Here is a 23,960-nt window from a genome sequence, read left to right as displayed (position 1 = left end):
TCCGGGAAGGGTGATCGTCGAGACCCCCAGGGAGCGCACGATTACCTTGCGCTCCCAGAAGGGTGAGTTCGTCCGGCCTGCCGGTACCGTCTGCTGCCGCCCGTGAACTCCCCTCTCCTCCCAGGGGGTTGTCTCCCGCACCTCGAAAGGCGGCCTTGCCATGCCCGTGCCCACCCGCTCCCGAAGACCGCTCGTCGTCTCGGTCCTCGGCGCCGGCCTGCTCGTCACCGGCTGTGGGATGTGGCCGACGCAGGCCACGGCACCCGCGGGAGCGGTCACAGGCCGGATCACGCTGGGCTTCGTCAACGGCGGTACCACCGAGTTCCATACGTGCCTTCAGGAGTCCGTCGAGCGGACGGCCCGCAACAACAGCGTCCGGCTCGTCACGGCCAACTCGCGCCAGAACGGTGATACAGAGGCCTCCAACATCGAGGACATGATCGCCCGCAAGGTGGACGCGCTGGTCGTGCAGACCGTCGACGTCAACGCCCTCAAGAGGGACATCGCCAAGGCGAAGGCGGCCGGCGTGCCGATCTTCCTCACCTCGGTCGCCCCTGACGACACGTCCGACCTCCTGGGGGCCGTCGTGGTCGATCTGAAGGAGGTCGGAGAGCTCGACGCCGAGTGGATCGAGCGGGACTCCGCCGGCCGCGAGGTGAGCGTCGGCGTGATCGCGGGAGCCCCCGGTGCCGCCTCCGACCTGCTGACCGAAGCCTTCACCGAGCGGCTGCCGGACACCGCCGCGGTCGTCGCGAGCAAGCCCGGCATGTACGACCCCGCCAAGGCGCGGACGGTCGCCGCGGACATGATCAAGGAGATTCCCGGCCTGGACTACGCGTTCGTGGCCAACGAGGAGATGGCGTTCGCCGCCCGCAAGGCCTTCGACGCGGCCGGTGCCGAGGACGTGAGGATCGTGACGGTGAACGGTACCGACGAGGCGCTGGCCGCACTCAAGGCCGGCAGCCTCGCCGCCACCGTCTCCAACTCGGCCGCGGACACCGGCGAACTGGCGGTACAGAACGTCATCTCCCTGCTCCGCAAGGACGACCGGGCCGACAGGATCGAAAAGACGCCCGTCCGTCTGGTCACCAAGGACAACGCGGACACGGCCCCGCTGTACTGCCCGCCGCAGGACTGAGCCCGGCGCGCCGCCGGACCGCTACGACGTCACCGGGAGCCCCGCCGCCCGCCACGCCTGAAAGCCGCCGACGAGGTCGGTGGCCCGGTGCAGCCCCAGCTGGTGCAGGGACGCGGCGGCGAGGCTCGACGCGTAGCCCTCGTTGCAGATCACGACCGCCCGCACGTCATGACTCGTGGCCTCGGGCAGGCGATGACTGCCCTGCGGGTCGAGCCGCCACTCGAGTTCGTTGCGCTCGACGACCAGGGCGCCCGGGATGAGGCCGTCCCGCTCGCGCAGCGCCGCGTACCGGATGTCGATGAGCAGCGCCTCGCCCGCGCGGGCGGCCTCGTACGCCTCCCGTGCCTCCACGCGCGCGTACCGCGCCCGCACCCGCTCGAGCAGCTCGTCCACGCCCGGCGGCCGTTCGCCCGCCGGGCGCCCTTCCCGAGGTGCGTCCGGGGCGCTCACTGCCAGTCCTCCGGGCGCTCGACCTGCTCCAGCCGCAGGACGTGTCCCGTACGGCTGTAGCGGCGGATGCGCGGCAGCGGGGGGTAGTAGGCGTGGACGGAGACGGCGTGTTCCTCGGTGGACAGGTTCAGGACCTCGTGGACGTGGTGGTGTCCGAAGGAGCGGCCGCGGCCGGCGGTCAGTGTGCGCTCCCGGTCCACGCCTTCCGTCAGCTCGAGGGTCTTCCAGCCGTCGGTGGGCAGCCGCGCGGCGAGCGAGTACTCCTTCAGCTCGCCCCGCGCGGTAAGGAAGGCGCCGACCGAGTCGGCGTGGTCGTGCCAGCCGGTGCCGGTGCCGGGCGGCCAGCCGATCAGCCACGCCTCGCTGCCGCCGGGACCCTCCAGGCGCACCCAGGTGCGGCCTTCCGGGTCGAGGGGGAGCGAGGCGATCAGCTCGGCGTCGGCGGCCGTGCGCCGGACGAAGTCGAGGAGGTCGGCCTGGGTGGGCGCGGCGACCGCGGCAGTGGATACGGAAGGAGAGACAGACACGGATACCGTCCTGAGAACGTTCGCGGGGAGCGCGCGGCCGCGCACGAGGCGAGGTGCGCATCGGCGGCGCGCGCCGGTGGGGAAGAGGATGCGAAGGCGAATTCAGCAGGACGGGCGACACACGCAGCCCGCATAGCGGACGAGGTCCATATGGACCCTCCGCCACAGGCGCACATCGGTGTCGGTCACGATCCGGAGTACACCACGCCGGTGTACCCCGGTCAACTCACTGTCACGATGTGGACCGCACGGTCACAGCCGGTGCAGGTCGTACGGACGGGCGCCCGCCACGGCGCCCCGTACCGTCACTTGGCCGCTGAGCCCGCCGTGGCTCCCGCTCCCGCTTCGGCGGACGTTTGCCGTGAACCCGAAGGCCCGCCCACCGTCGCCTCCGCCGCCGCGTACAGGTCGGCCGCGCGTACTCCGCTGAGCGCGGTGACCAGATGGCCGTCGGGCCGGATCAGCAGAACGGTGTGCGCGGCCGCGCCCGGATAGCTCTCGGCCACCAGCAGCTCGGCCGGGCTCGGCAGGGCCGTCACCGCGGCGGCGAGCCGGGGCATGATCCCGGCGCCCACCCAGTGCCTGCGCTCCCACACGCCGGTGCCGGGCGCGATCAGCAGGACGAGCAGGGCGCCGCGCCCCAGGCGGTCCCGCAGCCGGACGAACGAGCCGTCCTCCGCGGTCACACGGACGTCCTCGACGGGCGCGCCCACAGGCGTGTCCACCGGCGTCTCCGCCTCCAGGTGCCGGGGTGCGAGCGGCGAGCCGTCGTAGGTGCCCGGCGCGCCCAGCGGACCGCGGCCGAGGTGGCCGTCGGTGAGCAGCACGTCGTGACCGCGGGCCGTGCCGGGCACGTACGCCCTTATGCCCGCGCCGCCGCGCAGCAGGGGCAGTGCCTGGTCGGCGGCGCGCAGCCGGGCGGCGACGGCCGCGCGCCGCTCCGCCTGGTAGCTGTCGAGCAACGCCTCGTGCGACCCGTGGTGCCAGGCCAGGGCCAGCTTCCAGGCCAGGTTGTCGGCGTCCCGCAGGCCCTCGTCGAGGCCCTGGGTGCCGAGTGCGCCGAGCAGGTGCGCGGCGTCCCCGGCGACGAAGACCCGCCCCACGCGCCAGCGGCGGGCCAGCCGGTGGTGCACGGTGTGGACGCCGGTGTCGAGCAGCTCGTAGGGGGGCGTGGAACCGCCGCTCCAGCCCGCCAGGGTCTCGCGGATACGTGCCACGAGCAGCTCGGGCGTGACGAGGTCCTTGCCGGGCGGCAGCAGCCAGTCCAGGCGCCAGACGCCGTCCGGCAGCGGGCGTCCGGTGACTTCCCCGGCGGAGGGGCCGGTCACCCGCCACGGCGGTGTCCGATGGAGCAACGCCTCGTCGGGCCACGGAAGTTCCGTGCGCAGCGCGGCCACGGCGTGTCGTTCCACCGCGGTGCGGCCGGGAAAGCGGATGTCGAGGAGTTTGCGGACCGTGGAGCGCGGGCCGTCGCAGCCGACCAGGTGGCTGCCACGCCACCAGGTGCCCTGGGGGCCGCGGGTGTGGGCCGTGACGCCTGAAGGTTCCTGCTCGATGCCGTCGAGGCGGCTGTCCGCGGAGATGCTCACCAGCCGCTGACCCGCGGCGGCGGCGCGCAGGGTGCCCGTCAGGACGTGCTGGGCGATGTGCAGGGGGGCGGGATCGGTCGCGTCGTCGAACCGGACCTCGCGGGTCACCTGCTTGCGCCGCATCGACCGCCATCCGGCCCAGTGGACGCCGGCCCCGTCGAGGGACGTTCCGGTCAGCCGCTCGACGAGCGCGGCGGTGTCCTCCCGCAGGACGACGGTGCGCGCGAGCCGCGGCTCGTCCTTGCCGGGGCCTTCGTCGAGAACCACGGAAGGCACCTGCTGGCGGGCCAGCGCCAAGGCGAGCGTGAGCCCCACCGGCCCAGCTCCGACGATGATCACCGGGTCCACGGCGTGCCGCCCCCTGCCCACGACGGTGTCCTCAGGGACGTAAGGGAACAAGAGGTAGGAGCAGGGTGCACGATCACAGAACGTATGCAACCCATTGCCGCTGCTTGCGTCAAGTGACGGAGGCAGCGGCGCGCGCGCCACTGCCTCCGTACAGGTCACACCACGTGAGCGGGCGTCAGGCGGACGCGCCGCTTCCGAAGCCGCCGCCGACCTCGGCCGCGTTCAGGTCGTCCACCTTGTCGACGCCCAGGACCGCGCCGGTACTGCGCTTGCTGCGCCGCAGGTAGCTCTCCAGCCAGCTCGCGAAGCTGGTGAGAATGAAGTTCAGCACGATGAACATGATCGCGACGACGATGAAGCTCGGGATCACGTTGGCGTAGTTGGCCGCCAGCGTGCCGCGGGAGTTGAGCAGCTCGGGGAACCCGAGCATCACGCCGCCGAGCGCGGTGTCCTTCACGATGACCACCAGCTGGCTGACGATCGCCGGGAGCATCGCTGTGACCGCCTGCGGAAGCAGGATGCTGTTCATCGTCTGGCCCTTGCGCAGACCGATCGCGTACGCGGCCTCGGTCTGTCCCTTGGGCAGGGAGAGGATGCCGGCCCGGACGACCTCGGCGAGGACCGAGGCGTTGTAGAGCACCAGGCCGGTGACGACGGCGTAGAGGGGCCTGTCCTCGCTGGTGACGTCCGTGGAGCGGGCGTAGAACTCGTTGGCGAACAGCATCAGCAGCAGCACCGGGATCGACCGGAAGAACTCGACCACCGTGCCGGACACGGCCCGCACCCACCGATGGTCGGACAGGCGGGCGATACCGAAGACCGCGCCGAGCGGAAGGGCGATCACCATGGAGAGCGCGGCTGCTTTGAGCGTGTTCTCGAGGCCGGGCAGCAGATACGTCGTCCAGGCCTCGGACTCGGTGAACGGTTTCCACAGCGCGGAGGTGAGCTGGTCCTTGTCCTCCATCTTCTGCCACACCCACCACACGAACAGGGCGAGGAGGACGAAGAAGACCACCGAGAAGAGGACGTTGCGCCGCCTGGCGCGGGGTCCGGGAGTGTCGTAGAGGACCGAGCTCATCGCTTCACCGCCAGTCGCTTGCTGAGCCAGCCCAGGATGAGGCCGGTCGGCAGGGTCAGTACCACGAACCCGAACGCGAAGACCGCGCCGATGAGCAGTGTCTGCGCCTCGTTCTCGATCATCGTCTTCATCAGGTAGGCCGCTTCGGCGACGCCGATGGCGGCCGCCACCGTGGTGTTCTTGGTCAGGGCGATCAGGACGTTGGCCAGCGGTCCGATGACCGAACGGAAGGCCTGCGGGAGCACGATGAGCGTCAGTGTCTGGGTGAAGCTCAGACCGATGGCCCGGGCGGCCTCCGCCTGTCCCATGGGCACCGTGTTGATGCCGGAGCGGATCGCCTCGCACACGAAGGCGGCGGTGTAGGCGATCAGACTGAGCACGGCGAGCCGGAAGCCCTGGACCTTGAAGTCCTCGGCGCCCAGGGTCATACCGAAGACGTCGGCGAGGCCGAGCGAGCTGAAGAGGATGATGACCGTCAGGGGGATGTTCCGGACGATGTTGACGTAGGCGGTGGCGAACCCGCGCATCAGCGGGACCGGGCTGACCCGCATCCCGGCCAGCAGAGTGCCCCAGATCAGGGAGCCCACGGCGGAGAGGGCGGTGAGTTTCACCGTCATCCAGAACGCCCCTAGGACGTCGTAGCCTTCAAGAAAGTCGAACACGATCTCCCGCGCTTCCGGGTGGGTGACGTATGTGGAGGGCGGGGCGCGCCGCCGCCGTGATCGCGACGGACGGCGGCGCACCGCGAAATACCCCGCTCGGCTGAGCCGTGGGTTACGAGGCGTTCGGGACGATGACGCCGATCTTCGGGGCGGCCTCGTTCTTGTAGCCCGCCGGGCCGAAGTTCGCGTCGACCGCCTTCTGCCAGGAGCCGTCGCTGACCATCTTCTCCAGGGCGGCGTTGATCTTGTCGACGGTCGCGGTGTCGCCCTTCTTGACGCCGACGCCGTAGTTCTCGTTGCTGAGCTTCAGGCCGGCGAGCTTGAACTTGCCCTTGTACTGGTCCTGCGAGGCGAAGCCGGCGAGGATCGAGTCGTCGGTGGTGACCGCGTCCACGGAGCCGTTCTGGAGGCCGGCGATGCACTCCGAGTAGGAGCTCACCTCCTTGAGGTTCGCCTTGGGGGCGATCGACTTCTGCACGTTCTGCGCCGAGGTCGAACCGGTCACGGAACACAGGTTCTTGCCGTTGAGGTCGTCACCCTTGGCGATCTTCGAGTCCGACTTGACCAGCAGGTCCTGGTGGGCCAGCAGGTACGGGCCGGCGAAGTCGACCTTCTTCTTGCGCTCGTCGTTGATCGAGTAGGTGGCCGCGATGAACTTCACGTCACCGCGCGCGAGGGCGTTCTCGCGGTCCGCGCTCTTGGTCTCGACGAACTCGATCTGGTCGGGCTCGTAGCCGAGCTGCTTGGCGACGTAGGTCGCGACGTCCACGTCGAAGCCGGCGAAGGACCCGTCGGGCTTCTTCAGACCGAGGCCGGGCTGGTCGTACTTGATGCCGACCTTGATCTTGCCGCCGCCGCCGCTGGAGCTGCTGCTGCCGCTGTCGTCCTTGTTGTCGTCGCCGCCGCACGCGGTCGCGGTCAGGGCGAGGACGAGGGCTACCGCGGAGGCGGCGGTGACCTTGCGAAGCTTCATGAGGGACTTCCTTAGAAGAGTGGTGAAGTACTGCGTGCGGTGTGGGTTCCGTCAGTGATGCAGGTCAGTGGTGCAGGATCTTCGACAGGAAGTCCTTGGCACGGTCGCTGCGCGGATTGCTGAAGAACTGGTCGGGCGCAGCCTCTTCGACGATGCGTCCGTCCGCCATGAACACCACGCGGTTTGCAGCCGATCGTGCGAAACCCATCTCATGGGTGACGACGATCATCGTCATGCCGTCCCTGGCCAGCTGCTGCATGACTTCGAGGACCTCGTTGATCATCTCGGGGTCCAGAGCCGACGTCGGCTCGTCGAAGAGCATGACCTTCGGGTCCATCGCCAGCGCCCGCGCGATGGCGACACGCTGCTGCTGACCGCCCGAGAGCTGTGCCGGGTACTTGTCGGCCTGGGAGCCCACACCGACCCGGTCGAGGAGGGTGCGCGCCTTCTCCTCGGCCTTCTTCTTGTCGGCCTTGCGGACCTTGATCTGGCCGAGCATCACGTTCTCGAGCACGGTCTTGTGCGCGAACAGGTTGAACGACTGGAACACCATGCCGACGTCGGCGCGCAACCGGGCCAGTGCCGCGCCCTCCTGGGGCAGCGGCTTCCCGTCGATGGTGATCGCGCCCTCGTCGATCGTCTCCAGGCGGTTGATGGTGCGGCACAGCGTCGACTTACCGGACCCGGAGGGTCCGATGACCACGACGACCTCGCCGCGGTGGATCGTGAGGTCGATGTCCTGGAGAACGTGCAACGCGCCGAAGTGCTTGTTGACGCTCCTCAGGACGACCAGTTCACCGCTCGCGACCGCGTCTTCCTTGGTCACCGATACTTCGGTCATCGCTCTGGTGCTCCGTCCTCCTCGGTTTCGGAGGACAGTAGTGACCTGCCGCGACCAGCGTCATTACATCTGAGGGGAATCTGAGCATCACGATCCGATAGCAATCGGACACGTGTCGTAGCACTTGTGACCTGGGGCCGTATCGGGCGGATAACGGAAGCCCGACGCAACCGGAACCCCCTTGACGGCGTCCTCGTCCATCAGCGTGACTGCCATGATGCACACACGCGCGTGGCCGCGTTCTTCCGACCGGAGAACCGAACACCTGTTGTAGTGGGTCAGACCGTATGCACGATGAACCGGAGGAGGCCGGCATGAGACTGCTGCTCGTCGAGGACGACAACCACGTCGCCGCCGCGCTGTCCGCGGTCCTGAAGCGGCACGGTTTCGACGTCACCCACGCGCGCAGTGGCGAGGAGGCGCTCCAGGCGCTCGTCCCGGAGGGCGCCGGCTTCGGGGTCGTCCTGCTCGACCTCGGCCTCCCCGACCAGGACGGATACGAGGTCTGCGGCAAGATCCGCAAGCGCACCGCCACGCCGGTGATCATGGTGACCGCCCGCTCCGACGTCCGCTCCCGCATCCACGGTCTCAACCTGGGCGCCGACGACTACGTGGTGAAGCCGTACGACACCGGGGAGCTGCTCGCCCGCATCCACGCCGTCAGCCGCCGCACCGTCCACGAGGACGCGGAGGGCGGCGGGGAGGACGCGCTGCGCCTGGGCTCCGTACACATCGAGCTGCCCACCCGGCGCGTCACGGTGGACGGTTCGGTCGTCCAACTGACCCGCAAGGAGTTCGACCTCCTGGCGCTGCTCGCCCAGCGTCCCGGCGTCGTCTTCCGCCGGGAACAGATCATCAGCGAGGTGTGGCGCACCAGCTGGGAGGGGACCGGGCGCACCCTCGAGGTGCACGTGGCCTCGCTGCGCGCCAAGCTGCGCATGCCCGCGCTGATCGAGACCGTACGCGGCGTCGGCTACCGGCTCGTCGCGCCCGGCGCGTAGCGGGGACCGCTGTTGCGTACTCGTCTTCTGCCGCTGCTCATCGTGCTGATGGCGGCCGTGCTGCTGGCCCTCGGGGTGCCGCTGGCCGTCAGTGTGGCGGGCGCCCAGCAACAGAGCGTGGTCGTCGACCGCATCGACGACACCGCGCGGTTCGCGGCGCTGGCCCAGTTCGTCACCGCCTCGTCGGGCGTCAACGACTCCGCGTCGGCCACGAACGAGCGACGCGCCACGCTCAGCCGGGAACTCGACAGCTACTACGACGTCTACGGCATTCGTGCCGGGGTCTTCTACGGCACCGACACCCCCATGGCTCATGCCCCGAGGGACTGGTACCTCCCCGAAACGGGGGAGGTGCGGGAGGCCTTCGAGGAGGCGCTGCTCAGCCGTCGCAGCCACGATCCCCGGCAGGTGTGGCCATGGCAGCGCAACCGGCTCGTCGTGGCGTCGCCGGTCATCCGGGACGGTGACGTCGTCGCCGTCGTCGTCACCGACTCGCCCACCGGGCCGATGCGGTCGCGGATCCTGCACGGCTGGCTGGTGGTCGGCGCGGGCGAGATCGCCGCGATGCTGCTGGCCATCGGCGCCGCCCTGCGGCTGACCGGCTGGGTGCTGCGGCCGGTGCGGGTCCTGGACGCCACCACCCACGAGATCGCCAGCGGCCGCCTGAAGTCCCGGGTCGCGGTGGCCGGCGGGCCCCCGGAACTCCGGCGGCTGGCCGGGGCATTCAACGAGATGGCGGACAACGTCGAGGACGTGCTGGAGCAGCAGCGCGCCTTCGTCGCCGACGCCTCGCACCAACTGCGCAACCCGCTCGCCGCCCTGCTGCTGCGCATCGAACTGCTCGGTTACGAACTCCCGGAGGGCAACGAGGAGATCGCTTCCGTCCAGAACGAGGGCAAGCGCCTGGCCCAGGTCCTGGACGACCTGCTGGATCTGGCCCTGGCCGAGCACGCCGAAGCCGACCTGCGCGTCACCGACATCGGCGCGCTGGCCGCGGAACGCGTCGCCGCCTGGGCGCCCACGGCCGAGGCCAAGGGCGTACGGCTGGTCGGCGACTGCCCGCCCACCACGGCCTGGGCGGACCCGGTGACGCTGTCCAGCGCCCTGGACGCCGTGATCGACAACGCCGTGAAGTTCACGCCGGAGGGGGAGGACGTCACGGTCACGGTCGCGGCCGACGGCGACACGTCCACCGTCGTCGTCACGGACAACGGTCCGGGGCTGACCGACGAGGAACTCACGCGCGTGGGCGACCGTTTCTGGCGCAGCGGCCGACACCAGAACATCAAGGGTTCGGGGCTCGGCCTGTCCATCTCCAAGGCCCTGCTCGCGGCGGGCGGCGGCTCCCTCTCCTACGACCGTCACGAGCCCGGCGGACTGACCGCGACCGTGTCGGTGCCTAGGTCGCCGACGTCGTAGCCAGGGGCCCTACGGCTTGACGGAGCGGTAGTAGCGCCGGGCGCCCTCGTGCAGCTTCAGCGGGTCGGTGTAGATGGCCGTGCGCAGGTCGACCAGCTGCGCGGAGTGCACGTGCGCGCCGATCCCGTCCCGGCTCTTGATCACCGTCCGGGTCAGCCACTCGGTCAGGCGGGGCGCCATGTCCGTACGGGTCATCAGCAGGTTGGACACCGCGATCGTGGGCACGGTGGAGCCGTTCTGGATGGTGGGGTAGGCCGACTCCGGCATGTTCGCGGCCCGGTAGAACCCGGTGGCGTCGTCCTGGTCGTGCATCTTGGCGACGAGGTCGGGCGGGATCGGCACGAACCGGAAGGTGAAGGTGTCGGCCAGCGACTCCAGCCCGGCCGTCGGCACCCCGCCGGACCAGAAGAAGGCGTCGATCTTGCCCTTCCTCAGCTCCTCGGGACCGGTGTCGATGCCCCGCGACACGGCCCTGATGTCCTTCGCCGGGTCCAGGCCGGCCGCCTTGAGCACCCGCTCGGCGATCAGCCGCACGCCCGAGCGGGGCAGCCCGGTCGCCACGGTTCGGCCTCGGAGATCCGCGACGGACCGGACGTCCGAGTCGCGCGGCACCACGAGCTGGACGTAGTCGTCGTAGAGCCGGGCCACCCCGCGCAGCCGGGCGGCCGAGCCGGGATGCTGACGCTCGTACGTCTCCACCGCGTCGGCCGCGGCGATGGTGAAGTCGGCCTCCCCGGTCGCCACGCGCGCGACGTTCTCCTGCGATCCGTTGCTGGTCGACAGTTTCACGTCGAGGTCGGGCATGTCGCGGGCGAGCTCCGCGCGCAGGCGGCTGCCGTACTCGTAGTAGACGCCGCTCGTCGTGCCCGTACTGAAGGTGATCGACCCGCTCGGCGGATCCTCGCCCAGGGGCAGCAGCCACCACAGCAACAGCCCGAGGGCGACGACTGCGGCGGCCGTGCCCTGGAGGGCACGGCGCCTGCCGACACGGGAGAACAACGAGGACATGGGCGCGATCCTGCCAGTCGGCACGAGGTGCTGACCAGGGCGGGGCCCGCCGGGCCGGTTCCGGACCGGAGTGTCGGTGGCCGTCGTTACAGTCGGTGCATGAGTTCCTCGCCCGCCGAACTGGTCCGTGAGTTCCACCGCGCTTTCGGGCTCGACGTCCGCGGTACGCCGACGGAGGTGTCGCCCGGCCTCGCCGCACACCGCGGCGAGCTCCTCGCCGAGGAGGCGGCGGAGGTCGCCGAGGTGTCGGTCGGAGGCCCGCTGGACCGGCTCGCGCACGAGCTGGCCGATGTCGTCTACGTCGCCTACGGCACGGCCCTGGTGCACGGGATCGACCTCGACGCGGTCCTCGCCGAGATCCACCGGTCGAACATGACCAAGCTGGGCCCCGACGGCCAGGTCGCCCGCCGCGCCGACGGCAAGGTCCTCAAGGGGGAGCACTACGAGATACCGGACGTGGCCGCGGTGCTGCGCCGCCAGGGCTGGACGCCTGACGACGCGGCCTGAGGCCGGGCTCCGGCGATCCGGCAGACCGGCGACCCGGCAGACCGGCGATCCGCTCAGCAGGCTGACGCGCCGGACGCCGGCGGTCACCCGTACCGGTCGCGGGCGCGCGCCGGCGGTGTGCGGCAGACGAGCCTCGGTCGTCGCCGAGCCTCAGTCGCGCACCGGCGTCTGCGTCCTCGCCTCGGGCAGCCGGTCCGCCGTGCCGTGATCGTGGGGCGTCCGGCGCCGCGCCCACCAGGCCGCCAGTGGCTCGGTGTAGCGGGCGGTGAGCGGGCCCACCACGACCAGGATCAGGACGTACGCCGTGGCCAGCGGCCCGAGCGAGGGCTCGATCCCGGCGGTGACCGCCAGCCCCGCGATGACGATCGAGAACTCCCCGCGCGCCACCAGCGCGCCGCCCGCCCGCCAGCGTCCCTTGACCGATATCCCGGACCGCCGGGCCGCCCAGTAGCCGGTGGCGATCTTCGTCGCCGCGGTGACGACGGCCAGCGCGAGGGCGGGCAGCAGGACGGGAGGAATGCTCGCCGGGTCGGTGTGCAGCCCGAAGAACACGAAGAAGACGGCGGCGAACAGGTCACGCAGCGGGCTCAGCAGGGTGTGCGCGCCCTCGGCGACCTCCCCGGACAGCGCGATGCCCACCAGGAACGCCCCGACGGCCGCCGACACCTGAAGCTGCTGTGCCACCCCGGCGACCAGGATCGTGAGCCCCAGCACGACGAGGAGCAGCTTCTCCGGGTCGTCGCTCGACACGAACCGGGAGATGACCCGGCCGTAGCGCACGGCCGCGAACAGCACGAGCCCCGCGACGCCCAACGCGATCGCCAGGGTGACGCTGCCGGCCGCCAGCCCGACCCCGGCCACCAGCGCGGTGACGATGGGCAGGTAGACCGCCATGGCCAGGTCTTCGAGGACCAGCACGCTGAGGATCACCGGGGTCTCCCGATTGCCGACCCGGCCGAGGTCGCCCAGCACCTTGGCGATCACCCCGGACGAGGAGATCCAGGTGACGCCGGCCAGCACCACGGCCGCCACCGGCCCCCAGCCCAGCAGCAGAGCGGCGGCCGCGCCCGGCAGGGCGTTGAGGGCGCAGTCCACGAGACCGGCCGGATAGTGGGCCTTGAGGTTGGAGACCAGATCGCTCGCCGTGTACTCCAGGCCGAGCATCAGCAGCAACAGGATGACGCCGATCTCGGCACCGGTGGCGACGAACTCCTCGCTCGCGCCGAGCGGCAGCAGCCCGCCCTCACCGAAGGCCAGACCGGACAGCAGGTAGAGGGGGATCGGCGAGAACCGGAAGCGGGCGGCGAACCGGCCGAGCAGGCCGAGGCCGAGGATGATGGAACCGAACTCGATCAGCAGAACCGCGGAGTGCACTCGATCACTCCCGACCGAGTATGGCCGCGGCCGCGTCCACACCTTCGCGGGTGCCGATGACGATGAGGGTGTCGCCGCCCGCCAGACGGAAGTCGGGCGCCGGGGACGGGATCGCCTCGGCCCGCCGCAGTACCGCCACGATCGAGGAGCCGGTCTCCGTCCGCATCCGGGTGTCGCCCAGCAGCCGCCCGTTCCAGCGGGAGGTGGCCGACACCTCGACCCGCTCGGCGACCAGTCCCAGGTCCGTCGTGTAGAGCAGGCTCGCGCTGTGGTGGGACGGCTTCAGCGCGTCGATCAGCGAGCCCGCCTCGGCACCGGTCAGCCGCAGGGACTGGGCGCAGGAGTCGGGGTCGTCCGCCTGGTACAGGCCGACCGTCCGGGTGCCGTCGCGGTGGGCCACCACGGACAGGTGGCGCTGCTCCCGCGTCACGAGGTCGTACTGGACTCCGATACCTGGCAGCGGTGTCGTCCGGAGGCGTGGAGCAGACACGTTTCTTCCCCTTGCTGGTCGTTGCCGGTGGTTGTTCGTCGTTGCGTGGGCCGTCTGGGACGAGTGCCCAAAGGCGTCATGCTGCCATCCCCCCGTACGGTGACGACATGGGTGTCGTGACGGATGGACAGGGCCGACGATGGACGGAGAGGCTGGCCACGGCGGTGCCCTGGAGACGCGGCCGGGCCCGGCACGAGCCGGGAACCGGAACGACCTCAGGGACCGGAGCGGCTGGAGGGACCGGAGCGACTGGATGGGCAAAGAGAGCGGCACGAGCCGCAGCCGACGGACGAGCCGGGCGGGTCGGTCGAACCAGGCACGTCGAGTACCGCGAGCAGGCCGATCAAGCCGAGCGAGTCCAACGAATCGGGCGAGGAGGGGTCGCGCACATGTCGCTGTTCTGGCGGATCTTCGTGCTCGACGCCGTCGGTCTGGTCGTCGCGGCCGCGCTGCTGCTGGGCCCGGTCACCGTCTCCACGCCCATACTACCGGGCGAGGTCCTCGTCGTGGTCGCGGGGCTGGCCGCGCTGCTGACCGTCAACGCGGTCGTGCTGCGCGTCGGACTGGCCCCGCTGGGGCGGCTGGGACGGGCCATGGCCGACGCCGACCTGCTGCATCCCGGCGCCCGTGCCGTGGTCTCGGGACCGGTCGAGACGGCCGAGCTGATCACGACGTACAACGCCATGCTGGACCGGCTGGAGGCCGAACGCGCCGCCAGCGCGGCCGGGGCGCTGTCCGCCCAGGAACGCGAGCGCCACCGTATCGCCCGTGAACTCCACGACGAGGTCGGCCAGACCCTCACCGCCGTGCTGCTCCAGCTCAAGCGCGTCGCCGACCGGGCCCCGCGGGATCTGCGCGGGGAAGTGGGCCAGGCGCAGGAGGCCACCCGGTCCGGCCTCGACGAGATCCGCCGCATCGCCCGTCGGCTGCGCCCCGGCGTCCTCGACGAACTCGGACTGCTCAGCGCCCTGCGCTCGCTCGCGGGCGAGTTCACCACCCATGGACTGACGGTGCGCCACGACCTCGGCACCGGGCTGCCCCCGCTGACCGAGGAGACGGAACTCGTGCTCTACCGCGTGGCCCAGGAGGCCCTCACCAACACCGCCCGGCACTCCGGCGCCGACCGCGCCGAACTCCGCCTGCGCCCGGTCACCGACGGCGTCGAGCTCCTCGTACGGGACAACGGCAGGGGTCTGGGCGCGGCGGGCGGGGAGGGCGCCGGAATACGGGGGATGCGGGAACGGGCCCTGTTGATCGGCGCGACCCTCACGGTGTCGTCCAGGGCGGACGGCGACGGCGGCACGGACATCCGCCTGCGGGCGGACACGAGGGCCGGGCGGACGGCCACCGGAGGCGGCCGGGCGGACGCGACGGCCGCCGTCGGAAGCCGCCGATGACGGACGGCACGGCCCCGGCCGCACCCTCGGCGGCGTCGCCCGCACCGATCCGCGTCCTGCTCGCCGACGACCACACCCTCGTACGCCGGGGCGTACGGCTCATCCTGGACGGTGAGCCCGACCTGACGGTGGTCGCCGAGGCCGGGGACGGCGCCGAGGCGGTCGAGCGCGCCCGGGCCGGCGACATCGACCTGGCCGTCCTCGACGTGGCCATGCCCCGGATGACCGGGCTCCAGGCGGCCCGTGAACTGTCCCGCCGTCTTCCGGGCCTGCGCATCCTCATCCTGACCATGTACGACAACGAGCAGTACTTCTTCGAGGCGCTCAAGGCCGGAGCCGGCGGGTACGTCCTGAAGTCGGTCGCCGACCGGGACCTGGTCGAGGCGTGCCGGTCGGTGGTACGGGACGAGCCGTTCATCTGTCCGGGCGCGGAACGGGCCCTGGTCCGCTCCTATCTCGACCGGCTGCACCGCGGCGACGGCGTCGACGGGCTGCCCGAGCGGCCCATCACCGAGCGCGAGGAGGAGATCCTCAAGCTCGTCGCCGAGGGGCACACCTCCCGGGAGATCGGCACGCTGTTGTTCATCAGCGCCAAGACCGTGGAACGGCACCGCGCCAACCTCCTGCACAAGCTCGGCATGCGCGACCGGCTGGAGCTCACCCGCTACGCGATCCGCGCGGGCCTCATCGACCCCTGACGTCCCGCGCGGGCGCGCGCGTCGACCGTCGATGTCCGTGCCGCAGGGGGCGTCCGAGCCCGGGCCCGGGCCTCGCGACGGAGGCTGACGGGCGTCCTCCGGGGAGCGCCTACCCTTGAGCCATGACCAGCAGCAGCGACCGGAGCCTCGCAGTGGACGTTCACACACCCAAGAGCTACGAGATCCGCACCTATGGGTGCCAGATGAACGTCCATGACTCCGAGCGATTGTCCGGGCTGCTCGAAGACGCCGGATACGTGCGGGCCCCCGAGGGGTCCGACGGCGACGCGGACGTCGTCGTCTTCAACACCTGCGCGGTGCGCGAGAACGCCGACAACCGTCTCTACGGCAACCTCGGCCGGCTCGCGCCGAGGAAGGCGAGCCGGCCCGGGATGCAGATCGCGGTCGGCGGCTGCCTCGCCCAGAAGGACCGCGACACCATCGTGAAGAAGGCGCCCTGGGTGGACGTCGTCTTCGGCACGCACAACATCGGCAAACTCCCGGTCCTGCTGGAACGCGCGCGCGTGCAGGAGGAGGCCCAGGTCGAGATCGCCGAGTCGCTGGAGGCCTTCCCCTCCACCCTGCCGACGCGGCGCGAGAGCGCCTACGCGGCATGGGTGTCGATCTCCGTCGGCTGCAACAACACCTGCACCTTCTGCATCGTCCCGGCTCTGCGGGGCAAGGAGAAGGACCGTCGCACCGGCGACATCCTCGCCGAGATCGAGGCGCTGGTCGCCGAGGGCGTCTCCGAGATCACCCTGCTCGGCCAGAACGTCAACGCCTACGGCTCCGACATCGGCGACCGCGAGGCCTTCGGCAAGCTGCTGCGCGCGTGCGGCACGATCGAGGGTCTGGAGCGCGTCCGCTTCACCTCCCCGCACCCGCGCGACTTCACCGACGACGTCATCGCGGCCATGGCCGAGACGCCCAACGTGATGCCGCAGCTGCACATGCCCCTCCAGTCCGGTTCGGACACCGTCCTGAAGGCGATGCGCCGGTCCTACCGGCAGGATCGCTACCTGGGGATCATCGAGAAGGTGCGGGCCGCCATCCCGCACGCGGCGATCACCACGGACATCATCGTGGGCTTCCCCGGTGAGACCGAGGAGGACTTCGACCAGACCCTGCACGCGGTCCGCGAGGCCCGTTTCGCGCAGGCGTTCACCTTCCAGTACTCCAAGCGCCCCGGCACCCCGGCCGCGACCATGGAGAACCAGATCCCCAAGGAGGTCGTGCAGGCGCGCTACGAGCGCCTCGTCGCCCTCCAGGAGGAGATCTCCTGGGAGGAGAACAAGAAGCAGGTCGGCCGCACCCTGGAGCTGATGGTGGCCGAGGGCGAGGGCCGCAAGGACGGCGCCACCCACCGCCTCTCCGGCCGCGCCCCCGACAACCGCCTGGTCCACTTCACCAAGCCGGAGCAGGAGGTGCGCCCCGGCGACGTCGTGACCGTCGAGGTGACGTACGCGGCCCCGCACCACCTCCTGGCCGAGGGCCCCACCCTGCACGTGCGCCGCACGCGCGCGGGGGACGCGTGGGAGAAGCGCACCGCCGAGAAGGCGGCGAAGCCCGCCGGCGTCCTGCTCGGCCTGCCCAAGATCGGTGTGCCCGCCCCGCTGCCGGTGGTGACGGGCAGCGGCTGCGGCTGCGACTGACAGCCGCCGCGATGCCCGGCGGGCGACCCCGTCGCTCTCGTACGGGGTTACCCTGCCGATCATGCTTGTCGCCGCCGCAGTCTGTCCTTGTCCGCCCCTCCTGGTACCCGAGATCGCCGCGGGCGCCGCTGCCGAGCTGGATGCCGCGCGAGCCGCCTGCTCGGACGCGCTGGCCGTGCTGGCCGCCGCCCGGCCCGACCGGCTCGTGGTCGTCGGACCGGCCGAGCAGGCCGCGCGCGGAACGCATCCGGAGGGCGGACGGGGCTCGTTCGCCGGCTTCGGGGTGGATCTCACCGTTCGGTTGGGCCGGGGCGGCGGGGACACGCCGTCCGCACGCGAACTGCCGCCGTCCCTCGCCGTCGCCGCCTGGCTGCTCGAGCGGACGGAGTGGTCGGCCGCCCCGATCGAGGGACTCGGCGTCGGGGAACCGCTCGCGGCCGAGCGGTGCGTCGAAGTCGGCCGGGGCATCGGCGCGACGGCGGAGCGGGTCGCGCTGCTGGTGATGGGGGATGCCAGCGCCTGCCGCACGCTGAAGGCGCCGGCCTACCTCGACGAGCGCGCGGCACCGTTCGACGCCGAGGCCGCGCGTGCGCTCGGCACGGCGGACCTCGAGGCCCTCAAGGCGATGGACGCCGAGCTGGCGTACGCGCTCAAGGCCTCGGGACGGGCGCCCTGGCAAGTGCTGGCGGGTGCGGCCGAGGACGCCGGACTGACGGGCGCACTGCTCTACGAGGACGCGCCCTACGGGGTCGGATACGTCGTCGCGACCTGGTCGTAGGCGGCCCTCGGGCCGTCGGGCGGTGTCGTGCGACTCGCGTCATACGGCGGTGTCGTACGGCTGTGTCGTCGTACGACGGTGGCTTCGTCCTTCGGCCGGCTGCCCCACAGAGCCCTGGTGAGCCGTGGCGTCGTGAAACGGCGGACGGCCGCGAGCGTTTCCGCTGCGCGGCCGTCCGTCGAGGGGCCGGCGTGAGGTGCTGTGCTGCTCAGGAGGCCGGCGGGGGAGTGTTCGGCGGGGTGAAGGTGTCGCCGCCCCCGGCGGGTTGGTCCTTGTGCGCGAGCCGGTCCATGGCGCCCTTGGCCTTACCCGTACCCGACTGGATCTTGTCGCTGTACTTGCCCTTGGTCTTCTCGTCGACGACCTTCGCGGCCTTGTCGAGACCGTGCTGGACCTTGTCCCCGTGCTGTTGCGCGAGGTCCGAGACCTTGCCCTTGGCCGGGGAGAGCCTGGCCTTCAAATTGCCCAAAAGACCCATGGAGCACCTTCCTCGCGGGTTCCGTTACGTGCGGGCGCCTTCGCCCGCTTCGCTGTCGGCCGCCTCGTCGGCGGACTGCTGCCGGGGGATCTCGACCCCGTCGGTGGCGGTGACGACAACCGGTTCCGTCGTGTTCTCCGGCTCCGGATCCGGTGCGGCGCCCTTTCCGGCCTCCGCCGCGTCTGCGGCCTCCGCGCCCTCGGCCGGCTCCTGCGCCGACGTCGGATCGCCGGTCCGCTCCGCCTCGACGCCGTCCACCGGCGTACCGGTCGGCGCGTCGGCGGCGCTCGCCGTCTCCGCCGTCGCCTCCTCCGTCGCCCTCGACCTCCGAAAAATTCGCGCCAATACGCCCATATCCACTCCATACGGTACTCGTGCGGGCGAAATCCCGCGTTGGCCGGTGCGTCCGTTTCCGTCACCGGGGTCACCGCCCCCGCGAAGGGTGACGGGAATCTCGCAACGGCAACGACGTCGGACCGGCGCCGTCACGTAACTCGTTCGAGGGCGGGGGTCGGGGTTTGCGAGACTGGTGCCGTGAGCAGCGCACCCCCCGCCCCCCGCGTCATCGCCGTCGTCGGACCGACCGCGGCCGGAAAGTCCGATCTGGGCGTATTCCTGGCCCAGCGGCTCGGCGGCGAGGTCGTCAACGCCGACTCCATGCAGCTCTACCGAGGGATGGACATCGGCACCGCCAAGCTGACGCCCGACGAGCGCGGTGGCGTCCCGCACCACCTCCTGGACGTCTGGGACGTGACGGAGACCGCCTCCGTCGCCGAGTACCAGCGGCTGGCCCGCGCGAGGATCGACGCCCTGCTCGCCGAGGGCCGTTGGCCGATTCTCGTCGGCGGCTCCGGGCTGTACGTCCGGGGCGCCGTCGACAACCTGGAGTTCCCCGGCACCGACCCCGAGGTGCGGGCCAGGCTGGAGGAGGAGCTCACGCTGCGCGGCTCGGGCGCGCTGCACGCCCGGCTGGCCGCCGCCGACCCCGAGGCCGCGCAGGCCATCCTGCCCGGCAACGGCCGCCGTATCGTCCGGGCCCTCGAGGTGATCGAGATCACCGGCAAGCCCTTCACGGCGAACCTGCCCGGTCACGACTCGGTCTACGACACCGTCCAGATCGGGGTCGACGTGGCGCGCCCCGAACTCGACGAGCGCATCACCCGCCGCGTCGACCGGATGTGGGATGCCGGGCTGGTGGACGAGGTCCGCGCGCTGGAGGCGCAGGGCCTGCGTGCGGGGCGCACGGCCTCACGCGCGCTCGGCTACCAGCAGATCCTCACCGCCCTGACCGGTGGGTGCACCGAGGACGAGGCGCGCGCCGAGACGGTCCGTGCCACCAAGCGCTTCGCGCGCCGTCAGGATTCGTGGTTCAGGCGCGATCCGCGGGTGCACTGGTTGAGTGGGGCCGTAGCCGACCTCGCAGAACTTCCGGAGCTCGCGTTGGCGTTGGTGGAGCGACCGGTCACAGCCTGATCACGTCATGGCATCGGGACGCCCAGGCCGTCATCCGGGCCTCCGACGCCGTGCCATCATCGAGCTTCGATCGACCAAGTGGAGTCCGAGTTGGGAGGGCGCGTGGCGATGGAGGCCGGCCCTCGCGACACCGCAGAAGGCACCGAACACCTCACCACCGAGCGTGGTGAACCGGAGCCCGAGGAAGGCCGTCTGAGCCCTGACGGGCCGGACGAGGACGACACCCGGGACGGCGTGAGCGACGACGGCCCCGAGCCCGAGGAGATGTTCGCGGGCGGCCCCGAGGTCGAGGTCGAGCTGCGCCCGCAGCGTCGGCTCCGGATCTGGCAGCTCGCGCCCATCGTGGCGCTGGCCGCGGTCGGCTCCCTGATGTTCGCCTTCCCGCTCGCGTTCGACTTCGGTGACAGCGGCGCCATGATCGCCATGCTCGGGCTGCTGATCTGCTCCTGTGCGGCCGGCTGGGGAATGACGGCCGCGCGCCGCGTGGGTTACACGTGGCCCGGACTGCCGCAGCGGGGCTCCGGGCGCCGCCCCGACTGGCGGGTCGCCCTCGGGTACGTCCTGCTGGTCGCCGCGGTGGTGGCCCTGGCCGTGGGGCGGGTCGCGCGGCTGCGCTGAGTTCCACGCGCGTGAGGGGCCCGTCTGCGCCGCCGCCCCGGGACGCTGTGTTCGTGCCACCCCGTACGATCGGGGAATGAGCACGCGGATCGCCTTCCTCAAGGGTCACGGCACCGAGAACGACTTCGTGATCGTCCCGGATCCCGAGAACGCCGTCGACCTCCCCCCGGCCGCCGTCGCCGCCCTGTGCGACCGCCGGGCGGGCATCGGCGGGGACGGGCTGCTGCACGTCGTGCGGTCCGCCGCCCATCCCGAGGCGAAGGACATGGCGGCCGAGGCGGAGTGGTTCATGGACTACCGCAACGGCGACGGCTCCATCGCGGAGATGTGCGGCAACGGTGTCCGGGTGTTCGCGCGCTACCTCCAGCACGCCGGGCTCGTCACCGAGGGGGACCTCGCGGTCGCCACGCGCGGGGGCGTGAAGCACGCCCACCTCGACAAGGAGGGTGACGTCACCGTCGGCATGGGCCGGGCCCGCCTCCCCGAAGGGGACGTCACGGTGAGTGTCGGCGAGCGCAGCTGGCCCGCGCGGAACGTGAACATGGGCAACCCGCACGCCGTCGCCTTCGTGGCGGACCTCGCGCACGCCGGCGACCTGTTCGCCCCGCCGCCGTTCACCCCCGCCTCCGCCTACCCGGACGGGGTCAACGTCGAGTTCGTCGTGGACCGCGGCCCGCGACACGTCGCCCTGCGCGTGCACGAGCGCGGGGCCGGCGAGACCCGATCGTGCGGCACGGGCGCGTGCGCCGTCGCCGTGGCGGCCGCGCGCCGGGACGGCGTCGACCCGGCGGCCACCGGTGTACCGGTGACGTACGTCGTGGACGTCCCCGGCGGACGCCTGGTGATCACCGAGCGGCCCGACGGCGAGATCGAGATGACCGGCCCCGCAGTGATCGTCGCCACAGGTGAGATCGATGCGGGATGGCTGGAAACCGTCGCCCGCTGATTCCGCCGAAAGCTTGGCATCGGAGGTGGGAGCGATCCGACGGCCTGGAGGGTCGCCCCCCGAGGGCCGGTGGCGGGCTCGAATTCACGGGCGAGATCAGGTCAGGCGGCTCAAAACCGTAAACCCCCGATCCGTCGCTCGAATGGGTGATCCGTTTCACGCTCGGCGAGAGGCGGTCAGTCGCGCGTGATGGGCTCGGTAGCATCAAGCACCGGCCCGGACGGGGGACCGTTCACCAGTCCCCTGAGCCGTGTCCGCCCTGGGACACCCCGTCCGCCGGTCCACGCAGCCGGAGGTGCCCATGAGTGCGGAGGCCACGAATCCCGCGACCCCAGGCCCGGTAGTGCCGTCAGCGCCCCGCAGGCGCAGTCGCCCCCGGATCGACCTGCGTCGCCTCGGCCGGGCCGCGCTGCTCGGCCCGGCTTCCCGCGGCCGGCTGCCCGACGCGATCGGCCACGTGGTCGAGGCCCATCGCGCCCACCACCCCGACGCCGACCTGGAACCGCTGCACCGCGCCTATGTGCTCGCCGAGTCCTCGCACCGCGGCCAGATGCGAAAGAGCGGCGAGCCCTACATCACCCACCCGCTCGCCGTGACCCTGATCCTGGCCGAACTCGGCGCGGAGACCACGGCACTGACGGCCTCGCTGCTCCACGACACGGTCGAGGACACCGATGTGACGCTCGATCAGGTCGGCGAGGAGTTCGGCGCCGAGGTGCGCTATCTCGTCGACGGCGTCACGAAGCTGGAGAAGGTCGACTACGGCGCCGCCGCCGAGCCCGAGACCTTCCGCAAGATGCTCGTCGCCACCGGCAACGACGTCCGTGTGATGTCGATCAAGCTCGCCGACCGGCTGCACAACATGCGCACCCTCGGCGTGATGCGCCCCGAGAAGCAGGAACGCATCGCCAAGGTCACCCGCGACGTCCTCATCCCGCTCGCCGAACGCCTCGGGGTCCAGGCCCTCAAGACCGAGCTGGAAGACCTCGTCTTCGCGATCCTGCACCCCGAGGAGTACCAGCACACCCGCCAACTGATCGTCGACAACGCCTCCCGCGCGGACGACCCCCTCGCGGAGTTCGCCGAGGCGATGCGCACCGTTCTGCGCGACGCAGACATCCAGGCCGAAGTCCTCATCCGCCCACGGCACTTCGTCTCCGTGCACCGCGCGTCCCGCAAGCGCGGCCGCATGCGGGGCGCCGACTTCGGCCGGCTGCTGGTGCTGGTGAACGAGGACGCCGACTGTTACGCCGTCCTGGGCGAACTGCACACCTGTATGACGCCGGTCGTCTCGGAGTTCAAGGACTTCATCGCCGTTCCCAAGTTCAACCTGTACCAGTCGCTGCACACCGCCGTCGCCCGCGAGGACGGCCAGGTCGCCGAAGTCCTCATCCGCACCCATCAGATGCACAAGGTCGCCGAGGCCGGCGTCATCGCCCTCGGCAATCCCTACACGGCTCCGGCGGAGGAGCAGGCCCGGGGGAGGGGCCCGGCCGACGAGGAACGCGTCGACCCGACCCGGCCCGGCTGGCTCTCCCGCCTCCTGGACTGGCAGGAGGCCGCGCCCGATCCCGACACCTTCTGGTCCACCCTGCGCGAGGACCTCGCCCAGGACCGCGAGATCACCGTCTTCCGTCCCGACGGCGGCACGCTCGGCCTGCCCGACGGAGCCACCTGCGTCGACGCCGCGTACGCGCAGTACGGCGAGGACGCCCACGCCTGCATCGGCGCCCGGGTGAACGGCCGTCTGGCGACCCTCAGCACCGTTCTGCGGGACGGCGACACCGTCCAGCTCCTCATGGGCCAGGACCCCGCTTCGGAGCCCTCCAGGGAGTGGCTGGAGCACGCCCACACCCCGGCCGCCCGCATCGCCATCCAGCGGTGGCTCGCGACGCACCCCGCTCCCGCCGAGCACGAGGGCGCGGGGAGGGGCGGGGGCGCGGAGACCGCGGAGGACTCCGGGGCCGCCAAGGTCGCCGAAGCGACCGCCCGCTCCGCGGCCGACCCGACCACGCCGGACGCCCCCGCCTCGCGGCCCGGCGCCGCGATCACCGTCGTCGACCGGCCGGGCGCCGGCGTCCGGCTCGCCGGCTGCTGCACGCCCGTGCCCCTCGACGAGGTGACCGGCTTCGCGGTACGCGGGGGCGTGGTGACCGTGCACCGCACCGAGTGCTCCGCCGTGGCGCGCATGGCGGACGCCGGCCGTGAGGAGGTCGCCGTGAGCTGGGGCGACACCACCGGATGCCGGGTGACGCTGGTCGCCGAATCGTTCGGCCGCCCCCATCTGCTCGCCGACCTCACCGAGGCCATGGCGCTGGAGGGCGCGGAGATCGTCTCCGCGACCGTCGAGCCACCGAGCCAGCAACGGGTGCGCCACACGTACACCGTGCAACTCCCGGACGCCGGCCACCTGCCCACCCTCATGCGCGCCATGCGGAACGTCCCCGGGGTGTACGACGTGGGCCGCGCGCAGCATCACGCTCCGGCCTCCCCGGAACCGGCGTAGGCCGCGCCC

Annotated in this window: 25 protein-coding genes; 12 read left to right on the top strand and 13 right to left on the bottom strand. The window is 71.5% G+C overall.

Annotation, left to right across the window (positions count from 1 at the left end):
• The first annotated feature begins 160 nt into the window (after positions 1 to 160).
• The gene (locus tag OG440_RS09430; protein ID WP_406006392.1) at positions 161 to 1,138 is read left to right on the top strand and encodes a sugar ABC transporter substrate-binding protein; all 978 of its coding nucleotides are present in this window, start codon (positions 161 to 163) and stop codon (positions 1,136 to 1,138) included.
• Between the two features lie 21 nt (positions 1,139 to 1,159).
• Here OG440_RS09430 and OG440_RS09425 read toward each other — a convergent pair whose 3' ends face one another.
• The 8 genes from OG440_RS09425 to OG440_RS09390 all read right to left on the bottom strand — a co-directional run bounded on the left by OG440_RS09425 (position 1,160) and on the right by OG440_RS09390 (position 7,606).
• Entirely contained in the window at positions 1,160 to 1,588 is a 429-nt protein-coding gene (locus OG440_RS09425) for a rhodanese-like domain-containing protein (RefSeq protein WP_406006391.1), read from the bottom strand.
• Positions 1,585 to 2,115 (bottom strand): cysteine dioxygenase, encoded by a 531-nt coding sequence (locus tag OG440_RS09420; protein ID WP_406006390.1) that lies wholly within the window; start codon positions 2,113 to 2,115, stop codon positions 1,585 to 1,587. The genes OG440_RS09425 and OG440_RS09420 overlap by 4 nt, the downstream gene beginning before the upstream one ends.
• 102 nt (positions 2,116 to 2,217) lie before the next feature.
• On the bottom strand, positions 2,218 to 2,289 hold the full coding sequence (locus tag OG440_RS09415) for a putative leader peptide (protein WP_309544753.1): 72 nt from the start codon (positions 2,287 to 2,289) through the stop codon (positions 2,218 to 2,220).
• Between the two features lie 131 nt (positions 2,290 to 2,420).
• A complete protein-coding gene (locus OG440_RS09410) occupies positions 2,421 to 4,052 on the bottom strand; it encodes an FAD-dependent monooxygenase (RefSeq protein WP_406011303.1) in 1,632 nt (543 codons plus the stop codon).
• A 175-nt stretch (positions 4,053 to 4,227) separates the two neighbouring features.
• Positions 4,228 to 5,130, bottom strand: coding sequence for an amino acid ABC transporter permease (locus OG440_RS09405; RefSeq protein WP_406006389.1), 903 nt, complete (start codon positions 5,128 to 5,130; stop codon positions 4,228 to 4,230).
• Entirely contained in the window at positions 5,127 to 5,792 is a 666-nt protein-coding gene (locus OG440_RS09400; protein WP_406006388.1) for an amino acid ABC transporter permease, read from the bottom strand. Before OG440_RS09400 ends, OG440_RS09405 begins: the two co-directional genes overlap by 4 nt.
• Before the next feature lie 112 nt (positions 5,793 to 5,904).
• The gene (locus OG440_RS09395; protein WP_406006387.1) at positions 5,905 to 6,765 is read right to left on the bottom strand and encodes a glutamate ABC transporter substrate-binding protein; all 861 of its coding nucleotides are present in this window, start codon (positions 6,763 to 6,765) and stop codon (positions 5,905 to 5,907) included.
• Between the two features lie 64 nt (positions 6,766 to 6,829).
• Complete coding sequence (locus OG440_RS09390) at positions 6,830 to 7,606, bottom strand: amino acid ABC transporter ATP-binding protein (protein WP_406006386.1); 777 nt, start codon at positions 7,604 to 7,606, stop codon at positions 6,830 to 6,832.
• A gap of 314 nt (positions 7,607 to 7,920) precedes the next feature.
• Here OG440_RS09390 and OG440_RS09385 point away from each other — a divergent pair, with 314 nt between their 5' ends.
• Together OG440_RS09385 and OG440_RS09380 are read left to right on the top strand one after the other, a co-directional pair.
• A complete protein-coding gene (locus OG440_RS09385; RefSeq protein ID WP_406006385.1) occupies positions 7,921 to 8,607 on the top strand; it encodes a response regulator transcription factor in 687 nt (228 codons plus the stop codon).
• A gap of 12 nt (positions 8,608 to 8,619) precedes the next feature.
• Entirely contained in the window at positions 8,620 to 10,026 is a 1,407-nt protein-coding gene (locus tag OG440_RS09380) for an ATP-binding protein (RefSeq protein ID WP_406006384.1), read from the top strand.
• A gap of 9 nt (positions 10,027 to 10,035) precedes the next feature.
• On the opposite strand, the gene OG440_RS09375 is transcribed toward OG440_RS09380, so the two are convergent.
• Complete coding sequence (locus OG440_RS09375) at positions 10,036 to 11,034, bottom strand: TAXI family TRAP transporter solute-binding subunit (protein WP_406006383.1); 999 nt, start codon at positions 11,032 to 11,034, stop codon at positions 10,036 to 10,038.
• 99 nt (positions 11,035 to 11,133) lie between these two features.
• Here OG440_RS09375 and OG440_RS09370 point away from each other — a divergent pair, with 99 nt between their 5' ends.
• Positions 11,134 to 11,541 (top strand): MazG nucleotide pyrophosphohydrolase domain-containing protein, encoded by a 408-nt coding sequence (locus OG440_RS09370; protein ID WP_406006382.1) that lies wholly within the window; start codon positions 11,134 to 11,136, stop codon positions 11,539 to 11,541.
• A 150-nt stretch (positions 11,542 to 11,691) separates the two neighbouring features.
• Here the strand turns inward: OG440_RS09370 and OG440_RS09365 are convergent, their stop codons facing one another.
• Both OG440_RS09365 and OG440_RS09360 read right to left on the bottom strand, forming a co-directional pair.
• On the bottom strand, positions 11,692 to 12,915 hold the full coding sequence (locus tag OG440_RS09365) for a cation:proton antiporter (protein ID WP_406006381.1): 1,224 nt from the start codon (positions 12,913 to 12,915) through the stop codon (positions 11,692 to 11,694).
• A gap of 4 nt (positions 12,916 to 12,919) precedes the next feature.
• Entirely contained in the window at positions 12,920 to 13,405 is a 486-nt protein-coding gene (locus OG440_RS09360) for a cation:proton antiporter regulatory subunit (protein ID WP_406006380.1), read from the bottom strand.
• 389 nt (positions 13,406 to 13,794) lie between these two features.
• On the opposite strand from OG440_RS09360, the gene OG440_RS09355 reads away from it, so the two are divergent.
• The 4 genes from OG440_RS09355 (at position 13,795) to OG440_RS09340 (ending at position 17,930) form a co-directional block, all read left to right on the top strand.
• Positions 13,795 to 14,802, top strand: coding sequence for a sensor histidine kinase (locus OG440_RS09355; protein ID WP_406006379.1), 1,008 nt, complete (start codon positions 13,795 to 13,797; stop codon positions 14,800 to 14,802).
• The gene (locus tag OG440_RS09350; protein ID WP_406006378.1) at positions 14,799 to 15,500 is read left to right on the top strand and encodes a response regulator; all 702 of its coding nucleotides are present in this window, start codon (positions 14,799 to 14,801) and stop codon (positions 15,498 to 15,500) included. The genes OG440_RS09355 and OG440_RS09350 overlap by 4 nt, the downstream gene beginning before the upstream one ends.
• Positions 15,501 to 15,622: 122 nt before the next feature.
• Positions 15,623 to 17,152 carry a tRNA (N6-isopentenyl adenosine(37)-C2)-methylthiotransferase MiaB gene (gene miaB / locus OG440_RS09345; RefSeq protein WP_406006377.1) on the top strand — a complete coding sequence of 510 codons (1,530 nt, stop codon included), beginning with the start codon at positions 15,623 to 15,625 and terminating at the stop codon, positions 17,150 to 17,152.
• A gap of 61 nt (positions 17,153 to 17,213) precedes the next feature.
• Positions 17,214 to 17,930 carry a class III extradiol dioxygenase subunit B-like domain-containing protein gene (locus OG440_RS09340; protein WP_406006376.1) on the top strand — a complete coding sequence of 239 codons (717 nt, stop codon included), beginning with the start codon at positions 17,214 to 17,216 and terminating at the stop codon, positions 17,928 to 17,930.
• A 208-nt stretch (positions 17,931 to 18,138) separates the two neighbouring features.
• Here the strand turns inward: OG440_RS09340 and OG440_RS09335 are convergent, their stop codons facing one another.
• Together OG440_RS09335 and OG440_RS09330 are read right to left on the bottom strand one after the other, a co-directional pair.
• Positions 18,139 to 18,408, bottom strand: a complete 270-nt coding sequence (locus OG440_RS09335) for an antitoxin (RefSeq protein WP_406006375.1) — start codon at positions 18,406 to 18,408, stop codon at positions 18,139 to 18,141.
• A gap of 24 nt (positions 18,409 to 18,432) precedes the next feature.
• The gene (locus OG440_RS09330) at positions 18,433 to 18,762 is read right to left on the bottom strand and encodes a hypothetical protein (RefSeq protein WP_406006374.1); all 330 of its coding nucleotides are present in this window, start codon (positions 18,760 to 18,762) and stop codon (positions 18,433 to 18,435) included.
• Positions 18,763 to 18,942: 180 nt separating this feature from the next.
• On the opposite strand from OG440_RS09330, the gene miaA reads away from it, so the two are divergent.
• The 4 genes from miaA (at position 18,943) to OG440_RS09310 (ending at position 23,951) form a co-directional block, all read left to right on the top strand.
• On the top strand, positions 18,943 to 19,881 hold the full coding sequence (gene miaA / locus OG440_RS09325) for a tRNA (adenosine(37)-N6)-dimethylallyltransferase MiaA (RefSeq protein WP_406006373.1): 939 nt from the start codon (positions 18,943 to 18,945) through the stop codon (positions 19,879 to 19,881).
• A gap of 108 nt (positions 19,882 to 19,989) precedes the next feature.
• On the top strand, positions 19,990 to 20,499 hold the full coding sequence (locus OG440_RS09320) for a hypothetical protein (RefSeq protein WP_406011302.1): 510 nt from the start codon (positions 19,990 to 19,992) through the stop codon (positions 20,497 to 20,499).
• Between the two features lie 76 nt (positions 20,500 to 20,575).
• A complete protein-coding gene (gene dapF / locus OG440_RS09315) occupies positions 20,576 to 21,445 on the top strand; it encodes a diaminopimelate epimerase (RefSeq protein ID WP_406006372.1) in 870 nt (289 codons plus the stop codon).
• 301 nt (positions 21,446 to 21,746) lie between these two features.
• Complete coding sequence (locus tag OG440_RS09310; protein ID WP_406006371.1) at positions 21,747 to 23,951, top strand: RelA/SpoT family protein; 2,205 nt, start codon at positions 21,747 to 21,749, stop codon at positions 23,949 to 23,951.
• The last annotated feature ends 9 nt before the right edge of the window (positions 23,952 to 23,960 follow it).

Origin of the sequence: Streptomyces sp. NBC_00637 (assembly GCF_045161545.1) — a bacterium.
Taxonomy (GTDB): domain Bacteria; phylum Actinomycetota; class Actinomycetes; order Streptomycetales; family Streptomycetaceae; genus Streptomyces.
Note: the sequence above shows the minus strand (reverse complement) of the source record. Positions and strands in the feature narration are given on the sequence as shown.